General features: G+C 64.2%; 12 protein-coding genes and 2 pseudogenes. 7 read left to right on the top strand and 7 right to left on the bottom strand.

Features of this window, described 5'->3' with window-relative positions:
• The 3 genes and pseudogenes from U4Y90_RS15075 to U4Y90_RS15065 all read left to right on the top strand — a co-directional run.
• Positions 1 to 696 (top strand): annotated as a pseudogene (locus U4Y90_RS15075) (hypothetical protein); the annotation flags it as partial.
• 1,053 nt (positions 697 to 1,749) lie between these two features.
• Positions 1,750 to 2,964 (top strand): trypsin-like serine peptidase, encoded by a 1,215-nt coding sequence (locus U4Y90_RS15070; protein ID WP_321795529.1) that lies wholly within the window; start codon positions 1,750 to 1,752, stop codon positions 2,962 to 2,964.
• Positions 2,965 to 3,422: 458 nt separating this feature from the next.
• Complete coding sequence (locus U4Y90_RS15065) at positions 3,423 to 6,887, top strand: response regulator (RefSeq protein WP_321795528.1); 3,465 nt, start codon at positions 3,423 to 3,425, stop codon at positions 6,885 to 6,887.
• Here U4Y90_RS15065 and lpdA read toward each other — a convergent pair.
• Both lpdA and U4Y90_RS15055 read right to left on the bottom strand, forming a co-directional pair.
• Positions 6,884 to 8,293, bottom strand: coding sequence for a dihydrolipoyl dehydrogenase (lpdA, locus tag U4Y90_RS15060; protein WP_321795552.1), 1,410 nt, complete (start codon positions 8,291 to 8,293; stop codon positions 6,884 to 6,886). The two genes, U4Y90_RS15065 and lpdA, sit on opposite strands and share 4 nt — an antisense overlap.
• 168 nt (positions 8,294 to 8,461) lie before the next feature.
• Positions 8,462 to 8,677: pseudogene (locus U4Y90_RS15055) on the bottom strand (biotin/lipoyl-containing protein); the annotation flags it as partial.
• A gap of 265 nt (positions 8,678 to 8,942) precedes the next feature.
• Here U4Y90_RS15055 and U4Y90_RS15050 point away from each other — a divergent pair.
• Positions 8,943 to 10,253 carry a DUF2325 domain-containing protein gene (locus U4Y90_RS15050; protein WP_321795526.1) on the top strand — a complete coding sequence of 437 codons (1,311 nt, stop codon included), beginning with the start codon at positions 8,943 to 8,945 and terminating at the stop codon, positions 10,251 to 10,253.
• Here U4Y90_RS15050 and U4Y90_RS15045 read toward each other — a convergent pair.
• Genes U4Y90_RS15045 through U4Y90_RS15035 form a run of 3 tightly spaced genes read right to left on the bottom strand, consistent with a single transcriptional unit; the run spans position 10,250 to position 11,742 of the window.
• The gene (locus tag U4Y90_RS15045; protein ID WP_321795525.1) at positions 10,250 to 10,651 is read right to left on the bottom strand and encodes a winged helix-turn-helix domain-containing protein; all 402 of its coding nucleotides are present in this window, start codon (positions 10,649 to 10,651) and stop codon (positions 10,250 to 10,252) included. The two genes, U4Y90_RS15050 and U4Y90_RS15045, sit on opposite strands and share 4 nt — an antisense overlap.
• Before the next feature lie 57 nt (positions 10,652 to 10,708).
• Entirely contained in the window at positions 10,709 to 11,257 is a 549-nt protein-coding gene (locus U4Y90_RS15040; RefSeq protein ID WP_321795524.1) for a nitrogen fixation protein NifQ, read from the bottom strand.
• The gene (locus tag U4Y90_RS15035; RefSeq protein WP_321795522.1) at positions 11,254 to 11,742 is read right to left on the bottom strand and encodes a molybdopterin-dependent oxidoreductase; all 489 of its coding nucleotides are present in this window, start codon (positions 11,740 to 11,742) and stop codon (positions 11,254 to 11,256) included. The genes U4Y90_RS15040 and U4Y90_RS15035 overlap by 4 nt, the downstream gene beginning before the upstream one ends.
• Positions 11,743 to 12,036: 294 nt before the next feature.
• Here U4Y90_RS15035 and U4Y90_RS15030 point away from each other — a divergent pair, with 294 nt between their 5' ends.
• From U4Y90_RS15030 to U4Y90_RS15020, 3 genes are all read left to right on the top strand, one after another.
• Positions 12,037 to 12,873: an alpha/beta hydrolase gene (locus U4Y90_RS15030; RefSeq protein ID WP_321795521.1), complete on the top strand. Its 837-nt coding sequence runs from the start codon at positions 12,037 to 12,039 to the stop codon at positions 12,871 to 12,873.
• A 155-nt stretch (positions 12,874 to 13,028) separates the two neighbouring features.
• Positions 13,029 to 14,267 (top strand): MFS transporter, encoded by a 1,239-nt coding sequence (locus U4Y90_RS15025; RefSeq protein WP_321795519.1) that lies wholly within the window; start codon positions 13,029 to 13,031, stop codon positions 14,265 to 14,267.
• Positions 14,268 to 14,407: 140 nt separating this feature from the next.
• Complete coding sequence (locus U4Y90_RS15020; protein ID WP_321795517.1) at positions 14,408 to 15,322, top strand: hypothetical protein; 915 nt, start codon at positions 14,408 to 14,410, stop codon at positions 15,320 to 15,322.
• Positions 15,323 to 15,328: 6 nt separating this feature from the next.
• On the opposite strand, the gene U4Y90_RS15015 is transcribed toward U4Y90_RS15020, so the two are convergent.
• Positions 15,329 to 16,276: an ABC transporter substrate-binding protein gene (locus tag U4Y90_RS15015; protein ID WP_321795516.1), complete on the bottom strand. Its 948-nt coding sequence runs from the start codon at positions 16,274 to 16,276 to the stop codon at positions 15,329 to 15,331.
• Between the two features lie 77 nt (positions 16,277 to 16,353).
• Positions 16,354 to 17,385, bottom strand: a complete 1,032-nt coding sequence (locus tag U4Y90_RS15010) for an ABC transporter permease subunit (protein WP_321795515.1) — start codon at positions 17,383 to 17,385, stop codon at positions 16,354 to 16,356.
• Positions 17,386 to 17,389: the final 4 nt, after the last annotated feature.

The raw sequence follows: 17,389 nt of genomic DNA, 5'->3' as shown, positions 1-17,389 counted from the left end.
GCCGCTGCCGCCGCCATGACCGCCCGGCGAACCGTTGCCGTGACCGCCGTCGCCATGACCGCCATCGCCGTGACCTATGCCACCGTGACCATCACCATGTCCGTCGCCATGACCGGGGCCGTGTCCATGGCCGTGCCCGTCGCCGTCACCATCGCCATGACCGGGGCCGTGTCCTTGGCCATGCCCATCACCGTCACCATCGCCGTGACCGTGGCCGTGCCCGTCGCCGTCACCATCGCCATGACCGGGGCCGTGTCCTTGGCCATGCCCATCACCGTCACCATCGCCGTGACCGTGGCCATGTCCATCGCCGTCACCATCGCCGTGACCGTGGCCATGTCCATCGCCGTCACCATCGCCGTGACCGTGGCCGTGTCCATCGCCGTCACCATCGCCGTGACCGTGGCCGTGTCCATCGCCGTCACCATCGCCGTGACCGTGGCCATGTCCATCGCCGTCACCATCGCCATGACCGTGGCCGTGTCCGTCGCCGTCACCATCGCCGTGACCGTGACCATGGCCATGACCATGCCCACCCGTGTCTCCGCCCGTATCTCCGCCGGAATCACCGCCATCACCGGGGCCCGAGCTGCCGTTTCCAGTGCCTGTCGATCCCGTGCCCTTGCCTCCGCCGCTCGTGCTGCCGCCGGCGCCCGCCGTCGCGCCCGGGCCACTGCTGGCGGAACCCTGGCCTGAACCCACGCCGGTACCGGTACCGGTACCCGTACCCGTACCGCTCGAGGTGCCGCCACCCGACGACACCCCGGCCGATCCATTGCCGCCGCGACCGCCCTCGAGCAAAGGCACGACGGCCGAAACCGTATCGACCGTCGGTTCCATCGTCGGCGACAGGCTCGTCGGCGAGTCCGTCGCCGCAACCGTCATCACCGCACTCAGGCCGATCGGCGCACACCCCTCGGATGACTGGCCCGTGCAAGGATTCCCCGTCGTTTGCGCGGACGCGAAGTTCGACATGGCCGCCGCGATCACGATCACGCTGAGCTTGATCGCGGTATTCAATTTGAATTTTTTAGGATTACTCATGTGTGCCCCTTGTAGTGTTTCTTCGCCACGCGTCACTTGGAGAGAAACGCGATGTGGGGCAAGAATGACAGGCTGTACGTTGCGTTCTGTGCGGTACTTAACCGGACGCGAGGGCGTCGCCATTCAACGCCGTGCGGGAACGCGCAGATAACGTTTGCGCGTTCCCGGGAGACCTGGAAATGTGTACGACCGTCATGGTTTCAGCCGCCGTCGTCGTGCGAGGGGATGGCGGCGAAGCGCTACCTATGGCATCGAAGGTCGAAGAAGCAACGGGCCGGGAAGGCTCGCGCTCGACTTCATTTGAACGAAAGCTCGTTAAAGCTTATTTGTAGGCTATCTGTATGGAAGCGATCTCGTCAAACATGCTCCGTGCCTTGCGCCACATATCCCTGATCTCCGACGCCGCCCCGTACGAGATCCGAACGCTCGATTGGTCATACGACCCAACGCGCAGGCTGTATCCGCTGATCAAAGACTCGGGATCGAGATTGGCGAAAATTTGAACTAGAGTTATTTATTGTTCGCTTTCCTGATCTATTGCGTGGATACGCGCTGGAATCGTCGAAGTTAAGCGAGTGCCGGAACGCCGCCATGCATCCGATGAATCAGATCACGAACATAATGATGTTCATAAGAATTAGGAATACAGAACAACGGAAGGTCGATGTTCATCCGACACATCGTATCTATCAACCGGAGGGTGTCATGAAAAGATCGAAACGAGTCGCCTGCGTGGAGGCGACGGCGATGGTCGCACTGTCGATGACGGGCGCAGGCGTCGCACTTGCGGACGATGAAGCCGTCGTGAATACGAATCCTGCGGCGTCGCGCAGCGCACCGGCAGATCTGTCGAATCTCAAGCCTGTCGTCAATGTGCTTGCTCCGCCGGACACATCCGCGATCGTGCCGGATACCAGCCCCGGGCCTTATACAGCGGGCATGATGACGCAGAGCGGCATCGTGAGCGACACGCAGAACCGAGCCTACGGCGACTTCGGCATTCCTTATACGACGGGTCGCGTGCAGGACGGCAATCAAAGCGCCTCCGGCACCACGAGTGCGAATTACCTCAGCACGACCTATCCGTATCGAGCGATCGGCAAGCTCACATTCTCCGCAGGATATTGCACCGCAAGCCTGATCCGAAGAAGCGTGATCGTCACGGCGGCGCACTGCATCCAGAGCTTCGGCAGCGGAGGTTCGCTGTACTCCGGCTGGCAGTTCCGGCCCGGCCACTACGGCGCTTCGGGCGCGACGTCCGCGCAGATCGCGCCTTATGGAACGTGGACCTGGGCGGCGCTCGTGCGGCCATCGGCATGGGCCAACGGCACCGACACCGGATCGGGCTCCGCGCGCAACAACGATCTCGCGGTGATCGCAATAGCGAAGAACGCGTCGAACCAGTTCATCGGGGACATCACCGGCTATCTGAACTATGGCTGGAACAACTATTCCTTCATATCGTCCTCGAAGACCGGCAATCTTCAGACGGCGGCCGTTTCGACCTTCGGCTATCCCGCGTTGCTGGACAGCGGCGCGATCATGCAACGCACCGATGGGCCGACCTACACGACCACCGTCAGCGGCGCGTCGCAACTCTGGCAGGGCAGCAATCTCACGGGCGGCGCAAGCGGCGGACCGTGGATCGTCAACTTCAGGGCGCGCGATGCCGTTTTGTCCGGCGGCGCGGTCGTCGGCAATTCGTCGAATCTCGCGATCGTCGGCGTGACATCGTGGGGATCGTCCGATCCGAACGCGCCCAAGGACAACTATGCATCGCAGTTTCGTCAGAACACGCAGTATCCGAACGCCACTTACGGAAACTACGGATCGGGCAACATCGCGTCGCTGCTGAACACGCTGTGCACGACCGCGGCGCCGGGCGGCGGCACGTACGCATCGCAGGGATACTGCAACTAGCGAAGGCTTCGGTGACTCGCCGGTTCGAACGGGGAGCGGGTCACCGTGCTTCATCATCGACGCGCATCTCTCTGCGCGATCTTCCACACACCTCGTCTCGATCTGCTCGCCAAAGGCCCGTGCGATCCGCGGAACGCGAGTCCGACACGACGTTTTCGCCAGTCACGCCGCGCCGCTTCAGTCACAAATCTACCGATGTCCGTCGCGGCTCGCCGGTCAACACTTCCGATTCCTGAACTGGACTCGACTGCGCGTCGTGCAAGCGATCCGCGAACATTCAGGCAAATGAGAGCATCCGAAATCGGGCATCGCCGAAGCCCGCCGCGCCGCGTAGTCGAACCGGGTATCATGCGCTCCGGCTGATACAAGAACTACACATTTCGGGAACGTCGTCGTCATGCGGGCTGCTTCGGGACATCGGCCCGGCGCGCGACGTTCACGCTCAATCGGAGCCTTCCATGCCATTGCGGTCCGGTGTCGACGAGACCAGCTTTCGTCGCATTCTCTTTCGCAACATCGCGCTGCCGCTCGGCACGGGCGTCGTCACCGCGGTCGCGTTCGTCGCCCTCGTGCTGTATCTGCTGTCGGGCATCAACTGGGTCGAGCATTCGGAGCGCGTGATCGGTAACGCGCAGGAAATCGGCCGGCTCGTCAGCGAGAAGGAAAGCGCGATTCGCGGCTACCTGATCACCGGCGAAGAAAGCTTTCTCGCGCCCTATGAGATTGCGAAGCCGAAGCTCGCCGCCGATATCGACACGCTCGCCGATCTCGTCTCCGATAACGCGCCGCAGGTCGACCGCCTGATCCGCATTCGCGCATTGCAGGCGCAATGGGACAAGGTCGCCGACAGCCTGATCGATGCGCGCCGCCGCGCTCAGGACTCGGCCGCGCTCGTGCGCACAGGTCGCGGCTCGGCCGAACGCGCGGAGACCGAGCGCGAACTCGCCGCGTTTCTCAACATCGAGCAGACCTTGCGGTTGCAGCGCGTGGAATCCGCGAAGCAGTTGACCACGATCACCGTCGCCGTCTTCCTGATTCTGAGCCTGATGCTTTCCGCGATTCTCGCGGTCTTCGGCAGGCGGGAGCTGATGCAGCTTTCCAACGCGTTCAGCGCCGCGATCGGCGAACAGGAGCGGCAAACGCGCGCGCTGCAGGAGCAGGCTTGGCTGCGCGAAGGTCAGACGCAGCTTGCCGAGAAGGTGATCGGCCGGCAGTCGCTCGAACAGCTTTGCCAGACGATTCTCGATTTCCTCGCGGACTATCTGAAGATATCGATGGGCGCGTTCTACGTGCGCGAAGCCGACGGCGCGTTGAAGCGCACCGCGAGCTTCGGCTTCGATCCCGACAGCGCGCCGGTTCCCGAGTCGCTCGCGGGCGTGAAGAGCCTCGTCGGGCAGGCGGTGCGTGCGCGCAAGCTGACCAGCATGAACGATGTGCCCGCCGGTTACTGGAAGGTGACATCGGCGCTCGGCGCGAGCGTGCCCGCGAGCCTCGCCATCTTGCCGATCGAGAACGAAGGCCAGGCGACGGGCGCGATCGAGCTCGGCGCGATGCACACGCTGACCGAGCGCGACCAGCAGTTCCTTAAGCTGATCGCGAGCAATATCGGCGACTTCGTCGAGGCGGCGCAGTATCGTGAACGCCTGCAAAGCGTGCTCGAAGAGACGCAGCAACTGAACGAAGAGTTGCAGATGCAGCAGGAAGAACTGCGCACGACCAACGAGGAACTCGAACAGCAGACCACGGCGCTTTCGCAGGCGCAGGTTTATCTCGCGAATCAGAAGACCGAACTCGAACAGACCAACGATCAGCTCGCGGAACAGGCGCGCGTGCTCGATGAACGCAACGTCGCGCTCAACGCCGCGCAGGGCGAACTGGAAACGCGCGCCGAGGCGCTGCAGCGCGCGAGCCGCTACAAATCCGAGTTTCTCGCGAACATGTCGCACGAGCTGCGCACGCCGCTCAACAGTTCGCTGATCCTCGCGAAGCTGCTGTCCGAGAACAAGACCGGCAATCTGACGAGCGATCAGATCAAGTACGCGCAGACGATATATTCGGCGGGCAACGATCTGCTCAATCTCATCAACGACATTCTCGATCTCTCGAAGGTCGAGGCGGGCAAGCTCGATCTGCATATCGAAGACGTGCCCTTGCAGCGCATCATGGATTCGCTCGCGCGCACGTTCGAACCGCTCGCGCGGCAGAAGAAGCTGAGGCTCGAACTCAGGAACGATATCGACGCGTATCCGACGCTCACGACCGACTTCCGCCGTCTCGAACAGATCCTGAAGAACCTGCTGTCGAACGCGGTGAAGTTCACGGATGCAGGCGCGGTCTCGCTCACGCTCAAGCACGCGGGCGGAACGGGAAACACGAGCGCGGTGCAGTTCGTCGTGACGGACACGGGCATCGGCATTGCGCCGGATCAGCTCGAAGCGATCTTCGAAGCGTTCCAGCAAGCCGACGGCACCACGAGCCGCCATTACGGCGGCACGGGGCTCGGCCTGTCGATTTCGCGCAGCCTCGCCCATCTGCTCGGCGGCGACATCGCGGTGCGCAGCGCGCAGGGCGCCGGCAGCACGTTCACGTTGACGATGCCGGTCGTCCACGGCGCGCCGGCGGCGTTGCCGGACGCCGTCGTGAAGGCGCCGGAGCTTGCGGCGGTCGAAGAAGCCGCGTTGCCCGAGGAGCCGGTCGAAGTGATCCACGTGATCGACGACGATCGCGCCGATGTCACGCCCGGCCGCCGTCTCGTGCTCGTGGTCGAGGACGAACCGGGGTTCGCGCAAGTGCTGCTCGATCTCGCGCACGAACTCGGCTACCGCTGCTTCGTGACGGGCACGGCGCGCGAGGCGCTCAAGCTCGCGCAGGACAGCGCGCCGAACGCGATCCTGCTGGACATCAACCTGCCGGACCGCTCGGGGCTCGTGCTGCTGCAGGAGCTGAAGGCGAATCCGAAGACGCGGCATATTCCGGTGCACGTCGTGTCGGCATCGGACCGAAGCGAGGCCGCGCTGCATCTCGGCGCGATCGGCTACGCGGTGAAGCCGACGACGCGCGAGCAACTGACCGCGATCTTTCAGCGGCTCGAAGAGAAGAGCAGTCAGAAGATCAAGCGCGTCCTGCTCGTCGAGGACGATGCGCGCCAGCGTCAGAGCATCGTCGAACTGATCAGCGACGCCGACGTGGAGATCACGCCGGTCGAGTTCGGCCGCGATGCCCTGGAATTGCTGAAGACGACGATCTTCGATTGCATGATCATCGACCTGAAGCTGCCCGACATGCAGGGCGGCGACCTGTTGCGTCAGATGGCCGCGATCGACGCGTATTCGTTCCCGCCGGTGATCGTCTACACGGGCCGCAGTCTCGCGCACGACGAGGAAGCGGAGCTGATGCGCTATTCGCAGTCGATCATCATCAAAGGCGCGCGCTCGCCGGAGCGTCTGCTCGATGAAGTCACGCTGTTCCTGCACAAGGTCGAGACGGATCTCTCGGCGGACCGCCAGGCGATGCTGCATGTCTCGCGCTCGCGCGACCGCGTGCTGGATGGCCGCCGCGTGCTGCTCGTCGACGACGATATCCGCAACATCTTCTCGCTATCGAGCGCGCTGGAGCATCAGGGTCTGAAGGTGGAGATCGGCCGCAATGGTTTCGAGGCCATCGAGTCGCTCGACAAGAATCCCGACATCGATGTCGTGCTGATGGACGTGATGATGCCCGGCATGGACGGACTCGAAGCGACGCGGCGCATCCGCGAGGACGCGCGCTTCAGGAAGCTGCCGGTCATCGCGATCACGGCGAAGGCGATGAAGGACGATCAGGAGCAATGTCTCGCGGCGGGTGCGAGCGATTACCTGGCAAAGCCGATCGACATCGACCGGCTTTACTCGCTCCTGCGCGTGTGGATGCCGAGACGCGTTTAGATGTTCAGCGCGCGCTTGTCGACGGCGAGCGCCGCTTCGCGCATCACTTCGGAAAGCGACGGATGCGGATGGCATATGCGTCCGATATCCTCGCTCGCCGCCTTGAACTCCATCGCGACCACCGCTTCCGCGATCAGATCCGACGCGTTCGCGGAGATGATGTGCACGCCGAGAATCTCGTCGGTCTTCGCATCCGCGATGATCTTGATGAAGCCGTCGGTCTCGCCGATGCCCATTGCGCGACCGTTCGCGAGCATCGGGAACTGGCCGGCCTTGATCGCGCGGCCCTCGGCCTTCAGCGCCTGCTCGGTCTGCCCGACCCACGCGATTTCCGGATGCGTGTAGATCACCCACGGAATGCAGTTGTAGTCGATGTGCGGCTTCTGCCCGTCGATGATCTCCGCCACCAGCACGCCCTCGTCTTCCGCCTTGTGCGCGAGCATCGGGCCGCGCACGACATCGCCGATCGCGTACACGTTCGGTACTTTTGTCGCGCAATGGCCGTCGACGGGAATGAAGCCGCGCTCGTCGACTGACAGACCGATGGAATCGAGGCCGAGATCGTCCGTGTTCGGCACCCGGCCGATCGACACGATCAGGCGATCCGCGTCCAGCGTCTGCGCGTTGCCGTCCTTGTCCTGATACGAGATGGCGACGCTCGAATCCGTCGCTTTCACGCCGTCGATCTTCACGCCGAGATGAATCGTCAGCCCTTGCTTCTTGAAGAGCTTCGCGGCTTCCTTTTGCAGCGCGGCATCGGTGGTGCCGAGGAATTCGGGCAGCGCTTCGAGTATCGTCACTTCCGCGCCGAGCCTGCGCCACACGGAGCCGAGCTCCAGACCGATCACGCCCGCGCCGATCACGGCGAGCTTCTTCGGCACCGAAGTGAAAGCGAGCGCGCCTTCGTTGTCGGAGACGATCTTGTTGTCGACCGGCACGTTGGGCAGATGACGCGCCTTCGAGCCGGTCGCGATGATCACGTGCTGCGCGCTGTGCGTCTCGCTTTTTCCGTCGCCGCTCACTTCGACCCTGAAGTTGCCGCCCGCCTTGCCCGCGAGCTTGCCGTGACCCTTGAGCCAGGTGATCTTGTTCTTGCGAAACAGGAATTCCACACCGCCCGTGATCTTCTCGACGATCGCTTCCTTGCGGCCGACCATCTTGTCGACATCGACGGACAGGTTGTCCATCCTGATGCCGAGATCGCCGAAATGCAGTTGCGCTTTCTCGAACTGTTCCGACGACGCGAGCAGCGCCTTCGACGGAATACAGCCGACGTTCAGGCACGTGCCGCCGAGCTTCGGTTTGCCGGCGGGGTTGATCCATTCCTCGACGCACGCGACCTTGCGGCCGAGCTGCGCGGCGCGGATCGCGGCGATATAGCCGCCGGGGCCGGAGCCGATGACGATGACGTCGAAATCGGCCTTTTCGCCTGAAGCCGGAGCGGCGGGTGCCGGAGCCGGGGCAGCCGCCGGTGCGGGCGCCGGCGCGGGCGCAGCCGCAGCCGCGGGCTTTTCCGGCGCGGGGGCAGGCGCCGCGGCCGATGCCTTCGCGTCCGTATCGACGATCGCGAGCACTTCGCCCGCGTGAACGATGTCGCCTGCGTTCTTGACCACTTCCACGAGCGCGCCGGCGGAGGGCGCGGGCACTTCGAGCACGACCTTGTCCGTTTCCAGTTCGACGAGGATTTCGTCTTGCGCCACGGCGTCGCCCGCTTTCTTCTTCCACGGCAACATCGTCGCTTCGGTGACGGATTCGGAAAGCTGCGGAACCTTGACTTCAACCCTGGCCATTCAGATTCTCCTTGTGAGCGATTTTTCGCAATTGGAAACGTCCGGCGCGGCGCGCCTCGCCGAACGGCTGTCAGCCCGGCCCGGCGCGCCGAAGGACAAGGATACGCTCTGTGCGCACCGCGCGCGCGGGATACGGCCCTCGACTCGCCGATCGATCCGCATTTTTGCCGCCGCTATATTCGGTGGTATATTGCGAAGCACGAATCGCGATTGACCCGTCAGAGCAACGCGCCTTCCGGCCCAGCCGATCGAGCACGAGGAGATCATGCAGACCCCTCCGTTTCAACTCGCCCGCACGAGCACGCTTGGCGCACGCGACGCCTGCTGCCAGCCGACCGAAGCCGATCTGCGCTCGTCGCGCCGCCGCGCGCGCCTGGCCGAACTGGATTCGCATCTGCATTGTTCGGTGATCGGCACCTGTCTTTCGACGGGCGAGCTGCGCAAGCTCGTGCCGAAATTCACCGACCTCGATCGCTATCACGCGAGCGATCTGGAGATTCATCACGCGGCCGTCGAACTCGCGATTGCGGGCGGCGCGGGCGCAAAGGCGCTGAACAAGGCGCTCGACGAGCGCTACGCGGGCGCGATCCGCCGTTTCGAAGCCGCGCGCGATCCCCAGGCGCTCGTCGACTTGTGGACGGAGGCGTTGAAGTCCGGCGATATTCCTCCCGCGTACTGGGCGGTGATGTCGCATCCGCAGGCGACGATCGAAGTGCGCCAGTCCGCGTTCGGCGAGCTGCACATGTTGTCGCATCTGGTCGGCGCGGCGAATCGCGCGGATATCCGGCGGCTCGTCGCGCTGGAATCGGAGAATCAGGAACTCAGGGAAAAGATCGAGCGCCAGCAGGCGCGTCTGCTCGAATTGAGCGGGCAGCGCGATGCGTCCGTCAAGCAATCGACCGAGTACGCGCTGCAACTCGCGGCGCTCGCCGAACGCAAGGCGGATTCGTCGACGACGCAACTCGAAGCGGAAGTCACGCGACTGCGCGAAAAAATCGACGATGGCGAGCGCCGCCTCGCGCTCCACACGAGCCGCCGCGAAGCCGCCGAGCAGCGCGCGCAACAGGAAGAGGACGAGACGCGCGCGTTGCGCAACAAGCTCGGCGAAGCTCAGGCGCTGTTGAAAGTCGTGCAGGCCGAATGCGCGGCGCTGGAACGCGCGACGCTCGACGCCGGCGGTCAGCCCGACGCGCGCCGGCGCGCCGTCGAATGGGTGAGCGGCAAACGTATCGTCTACGTCGGCGGTCGGCCGAATTCGAATGCGGTGTTGAAGTCGCTGGTGGATGCCGCGGGCGGCGAGCTGATCGTCCACGACGGCGGTATCGAGGATCGCAAGGGCCTGCTTGCGGCCGCGCTGCCGCACGCGGATGTCGTGCTGTTCCCCGTCGATTGCATCGATCACGATTCGATGAGCATGCTCAAGCGCGTCTGCGAGCGCAATGGCGTCGAATATTCGCCGCTGCGCACCGCGAGCGTCGCGAGCTTCGTGGAGTTCGTCGCGCGCCTGAACGCGAGCGCGCAGCACGCGCACACGAGCACGCCGCCGCCGTCGGCGTTCTGCTTACGTCACGGTTAGGGCTTCAGCAACTGCGTGAGCGATTCGATCTGCACGGCGCACGCGGCTTGCGCCTGCGCTTCGATATCGCGATAAAGCCGCACGATACTCTCGCCGACCGGCGTCAGCACGCAGCCGCCGCCGCTTTGGCCGCCTTGTTCGGAGATCGTCGCGGGCGATTTGAGCGAGCGATTGAGTTCGTCGATGAGCAGCCACGCGCGCCGATACGACATTTCGAGGCTGCGCGCCGCCGCTGAAATCGAACCGTGCTTGCGAACCGCTTCGAGCAGTGAAACCTTGCCCGGGCCGATCGCGATGATCTCGCCTTTCGTGATGCGCATGCGAAAGCGCACTTCGGCCGGCTGATTCGCCGCGTCCAAGTCTTTGTCGCTTTCCGGTGTTTTCAGGGTCGTCGCCATGCCCGAGAGGATACACGAAGGGAATCGGACGGACGTTTCATCGCGGGGTTGCGGGCGTTATCGGTTGTCCGGATAGCAGAAGCCGAAATCCTCGCATCCGGGACAGCCCGGTGCGCACGTCGGCTCGACGCCCCTCGCACGCGCGACTTCCTGCGCGAGAAATTTCTTCCAGCGCATATTGGCGACGTTCCGCGCGATGAGTTCGGGATAGTGACGCCCGAGCATGTCGGTGACGTCGTCGCGGCCGTCCAGACCGAGGTCGCGCCACAGATGATCGGGGCGCAGCGACGCGGCGGAGATGATCGTCGCGAGACAAAGCGCGTCCTGGCGATGCCGCGCCGCCGTGCGGTCGTGCCACATCAGCAGGCCGCGCAGATCGCGCACGAACGGCCAGTGCGCCGACCTGAACACCGCGCCCGGCGAACGGTCGACCGACGCGCCGGGAAAATGGCGGCGAATCAGCGCCGAAAGTTCGTCGCCGCCCAGCCCGAGCAAAAGCATATCGTTCGATTCGACACGCGCGCCGACGAGCCGCGCGAACAGCACGGTATCGGGTGCATCGGGATGGACGGCGTGCGAGAGCAGCGCACGCGCAGACGCGTTCATCGATGCGATGTGCCCAGCACGTGTGCATCCACGCGCACGAGACGCTTCATATGGCGCGGCGCATGCACGGTGTCCGCGCCGGAAACCAGCACCGGCAGGCCGTCCTCGATGCCGAGCGCACGATCCTCGTACTCGTACGCGATGATCACCTGCGCGCCGATCGGCGTATTGAAGAGCTCATGCCACGAAAACGTCACGGCGTAGCCGTCGTGCGCATGCGCAAGAAATACGGTGCGCTTGAAATCCGTGTTGTCCGGCCGGCGCACGCCGGCGGCATCGAGCAGCGCGCGCAACTGCACGCCGCGATAGCTTCCCATCGGACGAATGTAGCGGCCCGTTGAAAAGCACACGAGATCGAAAGGCTCGATTCGCGCGCACGCGAATTCGCGCAAGGCGGGAACATCGAGCGTCAGCGGCCGCTGAACCGCACCGCCGATCTCGACGACACACGGGTCGCCGTCGATGCCGTGGCCTGATGACGGCATGGTTGCATGGCTGATTTGCATAGGTTGAATGCGTCCAGAAAAAGGATCGATTGCCCGAACCGCGCTATATCCGCGACTATATTACGATGTCCGGCCGCCGACATCATCGACTGCGCATGATGGGCATGGTGCGAGGGGGATACGGCAGCAAAACCGGCAACCGTGTACTGTTCTACTCGGGCGGCGCCAGCGCCGGTCGTCCCTCTGTCTTACCTGCGAGATCATCGAAGCCGGTGCTGGGCGATATGCCCGGCCGGCGTCCTGCTGCACAACCTTTAGCGAGAGAGGATCGTCATGCCGTTCGTCACGACCAAAGACAACGTCGAAATTTTCTTCAAGGATTGGGGTCCGAAAGACGTGCAGCCCATCGTCTTCCATCATGGCTGGCCGCTTTCCTCGGACGACTGGGACGCGCAAATGCTGTTTTTCGTCCAGAAGGGTTATCGCGTCGTCGCGCACGATCGACGCGGACACGGACGCTCGTCGCAAGTCTCGGAAGGTCACGACATGGACCACTACGCCGCCGACGCCTTCGCGGTCGTGGAGGCGCTCGATCTCAAGAACGCGGTCCATATCGGACATTCGACCGGAGGCGGCGAAGTTGCCCGGTATGTCGCGAAGCACGGCGAGCCGTCGGGACGCGTCGCCAAGGCTGTGCTCGTCAGCGCGGTGCCTCCGCTGATGCTGAAGACCGAAGCGAATCCGGAAGGTCTGCCGATCGACGTTTTCGACGGCTTTCGCAAGGCGCTCGCCGACAACCGGGCGCAGTTCTTCGTCGATGTTCCCGCAGGCCCGTTCTACGGCTTCAACCGCTCGGGCGCGACCGTGCATCAGGGTGTCATCCAGAACTGGTGGCGTCAGGGCATGATGGGCAGCGCGAAGGCGCATTACGAGGGCATCAAGGCGTTCTCCGAGACGGACCAGACGGAAGACCTGAAGTCGATCTCCGTACCGACGCTCGTGCTGCACGGCGAGGACGACCAGATCGTGCCCATCGCGGACGCCGCGCTGAAGTCCATCAAGTTGCTGAAGAACGGCACGTTGAAAACGTATCCGGGCTTCTCGCACGGCATGCTGACCGTAAACGCGGACGTCCTCAACGCAGACCTGCTCGCATTCGTGCAGGCCTGACACTCAAAACGGCGACGACGGGCCGGCATGAACGCCGGCTCGTCGGCGCGTGCAGATTGTTCGGCCACGCCGGCAACTCTGTTCAAGGCACGATGCTTTTTCCCGGCTGGAGCCCGACATAAAGTGTCCGACTCCAATCCTGCATCAATGCCATCATGCAAATCGATACAACAACCATTGCGGCATCGTCGCAAGGAAATTCGACGTCGGTGCGTCAGTGGCTCTCTGTCATCGCTGTCGCCGTGAGTGCGTTCGCCTTCGTGACAGCGGAGTTTCTGCCGGTCGGATTGCTGCCCCAAATCGCGCATGACCTCGGCGTGTCACCCGGCGTCGCGGGCCTCATGGTCACGACGCCAGGCGTCATGGCCGCGATATTCGCGCCGACGCTCATCGTCGGGGCGGGCCGCATGGACCGGCGACATGTCTTCCTGCTTCTCACCGCGATGCTCCTGATCGCGAACCTCGTGAGCGCGGTCGCGAACAGTCTTCCGGTCATGCTCGTGGGGCGTGCCTTGCTCGGCGCCGCGCTGGGCGGCTTCTGGACGCTGGCGACCGCTGCCGCCCCGAGGCTCGTGCAAGCCAAGGACGCGGCCAAGGCAACCGCGACGATTCTGACGGGTGTGACCTTCGCGACGGTCATCGGCGTGCCGCTCGGCACGTTCATCGCTTCGTTTGCATCGTGGCGTCTGTCGTTCGGCGCGACCGCGGTATTGGTCGCGGTGGCGCTGGTTGCACAGGCGCTGCTCGTGCCTTCGTTGCCGTCCGCATCGGCATTGCGCGCCGCCGATTTCAGGAAGCTGATCGCAAGACCGCACACGCGCCTGAGCATGCTGATGGTCGCGCTCGTGTTCGGCGCGCACTTCTCGACCTATACCTACATCGCGCCGCTGCTCGAGCAAGACTTTTCCTTGAGCACCATCACGCTGCTGCTGTTCGGATTCGGACTGATCGGTTTCTTCTCGAACGCGCTGATGTCGATGGCGGTCTCGAACCATCTCAAGAAGTCGGTCGCGGCGATGGTGTTGCTGCTGCTCGGCGCGATGTCGTCCATGCTGCTGCTCGAACATTCGCCGATCGGGGAGACTGCTGGGATGCTGCTCTGGGGCATTGCGTTCGGCGCCTTGCCGCTGTGCTTCAGCGTCTGGATTCAGCGCGGCACCGCGGACCTGCCCGAGGCGGGATCGGCCATGTTCGTCAGCGTCATCCAGGTGGCGATCGCAGTCGGTTCGGCGGTGGGCGGCACGATCGTCGACCGCGCGGGCGTACACGCGGACTTCACGCTCGGCCTCGGACTCGCGCTCCTCGGCCTCGTGGCATTGCAACGGCTCGCCGCTTCGGAAAGGCCCGCCGGCGCGTCTTCGTTCAAGCGCGCGTGCGATGCATCGCCCGACTGACTGAAGCCCGCTGCCGCTGGAAGTCGTGGATGAACGCGTGGCGCGCGGCTTGAGCGGTGCGATATCTGCGGCTATATTACGACGTCCGGCGCGACGCCATCGTCCATGGCTCGTCGACGGCCAATCGACGGGAGAAGCGCATGAAGCGTCGGCTGATGGCGGCAATCGCAATGACGATCTTCGTCGCGGCATGCGGCACGGTCGCGCCGGGCACCAGCGTGCAGAAGGTGCCGCTCGCGGGCACGCCGAACGGCGTCGCCGTGCGCGATTCCGACGGCGCGGTGTTCGTCACCGATGACAGAACCAACGGCATCGTGATGACGACGCACATCGGTGAAGAAGATGCGCCTGCGTTCTCGCTCTACGCGCGCATTCCGGCGGCCGCCGGCGAGCGCACCGGATTGAGCCAGATCGCATTCGCGCCGAACGGGCATCTGCTCGTCGAGCAATTCGGTTTCGGTTCGTCGAGCGCGGTCTTCGATGTCGCGCCGAGCGGCCAGGTCGCGCTCGCATCGGACACGAATTCCGCGCGCCGGCGTCTGGGCCTGCTCGTGCTCGATGGCGGCACGTTTTTGTCGAGCTGGTTCGTGAAGGAGGGCAACGCGCCGCCCGAAGGGGGCGTGAGCGTCATTACGCGCGGTACGGCACCGCGTCAGGTGATCGAGCGCGACATCGTCACGGGTTTGGGCAAGCCGGTCGGACTCGCGGCGGCCGGCGACACGCTCTATATCAGCGATCAGGCCGCGAACCGCATCTACAAGGTGGATCTCCAGGCGGCGCGGGCGGCGAGCGCGCCGGTGGCCGCGAGCGATGTCTTCGCGACCGTCGACGCGCCCGACCTGATGTCCGCGACGCCCGACGGCACGCTCTACACGAAGTGCGGCTCGCACGCCGTATGCAGCATCTCGAAGCGCGGCCGGGCGACGATCGTCGCCGATGGTTTCGAAGCGCCGCGCGGCGTCGCGGTGGATGTCGCGCGCAAGCGGCTGATCGCGGTGGACCGGTCGAGCGCGCCGGACAAGCCGAGCGCGCTGCGCGTGGTGCCGATCAAGTAACGATGTTCAACGCGGCGACGACCATCCCTTGTAGCTGCCGACGTTCTCCCGCGTGACGAGCGTGGACGGCAGCAGAATCGTCGAGCTGCTCGGCTTCTTTCCGTTCATGAGGTCATAGCCGACGCTCACCGCCTGCTGCGCCATCGCCCACGGATCCTGGCTCGCGGATGCCTGGACCATCGTGTCGGACTTGAGCGCCGTTTCGATATCGGGCGCGCCGTCCACCGACGTAATCACGATGTTGTTCCGATGCAATTGCTTCGCCGCGAGGTCGGTGCCGATCGCTTGTGGATCGTTGATCGCGAACACGCCGTCGAGCTTCGGGAAACGCGTGAGATAACCCTGCATCGCGTTCATGCCGCCTTCGCGCGAGCCTTTCGCGTCCTGGTCGTCGGAGAGGATCTTGATGCCCGGATTCTTCGCGAGCACCGACTTGCAGCCGTTCACGCGATCGATGACCGCCGACACCTGCGGGCCGTTCTCGATCACCACGTTGCCCTTGCCGTTGAGCTTCTTCGCCAGAAAATCGCAGGAGATTTCGCCGGCCTGCACGTTGTTGGTCTGCACGGTCGCGTCCGCGCCCGCCGCCGCGACATCGACCGCGACCACGACGATGCCCGCCTTCTGCGCCTTCTTCACGGCCGGCTCGATCGCCTTCGGATCGACGGCGTTCAGCAGGATCATGTCGACGTGCGCCGAGATGAAGTTGTCGATCTGCGTGAACTGCTTGTTCATGTCGTAATCCGACGACACCGCGGTCACCTTGACGTTCGGGTTGATCGTCTTGGCTTTCGCTTCGGCGCCCTTCGAGATCGTGACGAAGTACGGATTGCCGAGCGAGCCGACCGTGATGCCGACGGACTTCAACTGCTTGTCGGCGGCTTGCGCGGATAGCGACAGGGTGAAACCGAGAGCGAGTGCGACGCTGGCGAAAAGCTTATTGTGCTTGCGCATGTTGTTGTCTCCAGTTGGTCCGTTGGTATCGGGGCGGGCGCGAGCGGACCTGCAAGCGCCCGGATGATCGATGAGAATCAGGTGCGAGCCGAGCCGCGTTGACGATAACGATCGAGCGCCACCGCGCCGATGATGACGAGGCCCTTGATGATGTATTGCCAGATATCCGACACGCCGAGCAGCACGAGGCCGTTGCTCAGCACCGCGATGATGAGCGCGCCGACCAGCGTGCCGACGATCGATCCGACGCCGCCGACGAAGCTCGTGCCGCCGAGAATCACCGCTGCGATGGCATCGAGTTCATACGACTGGCCGAGTTGCAGGCCGTTCGCCGCATAGAGACGCGCGGCGGACATCACGGCGCCCAGACCCGCGAGGAGGCCGGAGATCGCGTAGACGAACAGCTCGATGCCCCACACCTTGATGCCCGACAGACGCGCCGCTTCCGGATTGCCGCCGACCGAATAGATGCGCAGGCCGAGCACGGTGCGCCGCAGGATGAACCACGACGCGATCACGACCGCAAGCGCGATGATCACGAGCCAGGGCACGCCGAGGAGCGTGTCGTTGCCGATGAACGCGAACGGCAGTTGCGGATTGAAGATTGTCGTGTCGTGCCCGATCAGGCGCGCGATGCCGCGCACGGCGGTGAGCGAGCCGAGCGTCACGATGAACGGCGGCAGCTTGAGCAGCGCGATCAGCAGGCCGTTGATGACGCCGAAGCCGAGGCCTACGGCGAGCGCCGCCGGAATGCCGAGCCATCCCCAGCCCGGAATATTCGATGCGAGCAGCGCGGCGACCGCTCCCGCCGACAGAATCGAGCCGACCGACAGATCGATGCCGCCCGTGAGAATCACGAAGGTCATGCCCGCGGCGAGCACGATGTTGATCGATGCCTGCTGCGTGACGATCGACAGATTCTGGAGGCTGAAGAAGCCGTCGGTCACGATGCCGAAGCCGATGCACAGCAGGATCAGCACGGGCAGCATGCCCGCGGTGCGCATCAGCACCTGCATGCGTTCGCGATGCTCGATGCGGTTCTGCCGCTGCGATACGCTTTCCGCCTTTGCAACCGGCGCCGTGTCGTGGTGTTTCGTCGTGTTAGCCATGTCT

The sequence above is a fragment of the Caballeronia sp. J97 genome (assembly GCF_905220305.1).
GTDB lineage: Bacteria > Pseudomonadota > Gammaproteobacteria > Burkholderiales > Burkholderiaceae > Caballeronia.
Note: the sequence above shows the minus strand (reverse complement) of the source record. Positions and strands in the feature narration are given on the sequence as shown.

Coding starts and splice junctions, on each gene's coding strand:
- U4Y90_RS15050 (WP_321795526.1), top strand. CDS start 8,943: ATGCAGACCCCTCCGTTTCAACTCGCCCGCACGAGCACGCTTGGCGCA.
- U4Y90_RS15065 (WP_321795528.1), top strand. CDS start 3,423: ATGCCATTGCGGTCCGGTGTCGACGAGACCAGCTTTCGTCGCATTCTC.
- U4Y90_RS15015 (WP_321795516.1), bottom strand. CDS start 16,276: ATGCGCAAGCACAATAAGCTTTTCGCCAGCGTCGCACTCGCTCTCGGT.
- U4Y90_RS15045 (WP_321795525.1), bottom strand. CDS start 10,651: ATGGCGACGACCCTGAAAACACCGGAAAGCGACAAAGACTTGGACGCG.
- U4Y90_RS15030 (WP_321795521.1), top strand. CDS start 12,037: ATGCCGTTCGTCACGACCAAAGACAACGTCGAAATTTTCTTCAAGGAT.
- U4Y90_RS15070 (WP_321795529.1), top strand. CDS start 1,750: ATGAAAAGATCGAAACGAGTCGCCTGCGTGGAGGCGACGGCGATGGTC.
- U4Y90_RS15025 (WP_321795519.1), top strand. CDS start 13,029: ATGCAAATCGATACAACAACCATTGCGGCATCGTCGCAAGGAAATTCG.
- U4Y90_RS15035 (WP_321795522.1), bottom strand. CDS start 11,742: ATGCCGTCATCAGGCCACGGCATCGACGGCGACCCGTGTGTCGTCGAG.
- U4Y90_RS15040 (WP_321795524.1), bottom strand. CDS start 11,257: ATGAACGCGTCTGCGCGTGCGCTGCTCTCGCACGCCGTCCATCCCGAT.
- U4Y90_RS15010 (WP_321795515.1), bottom strand. CDS start 17,385: ATGGCTAACACGACGAAACACCACGACACGGCGCCGGTTGCAAAGGCG.
- U4Y90_RS15020 (WP_321795517.1), top strand. CDS start 14,408: ATGAAGCGTCGGCTGATGGCGGCAATCGCAATGACGATCTTCGTCGCG.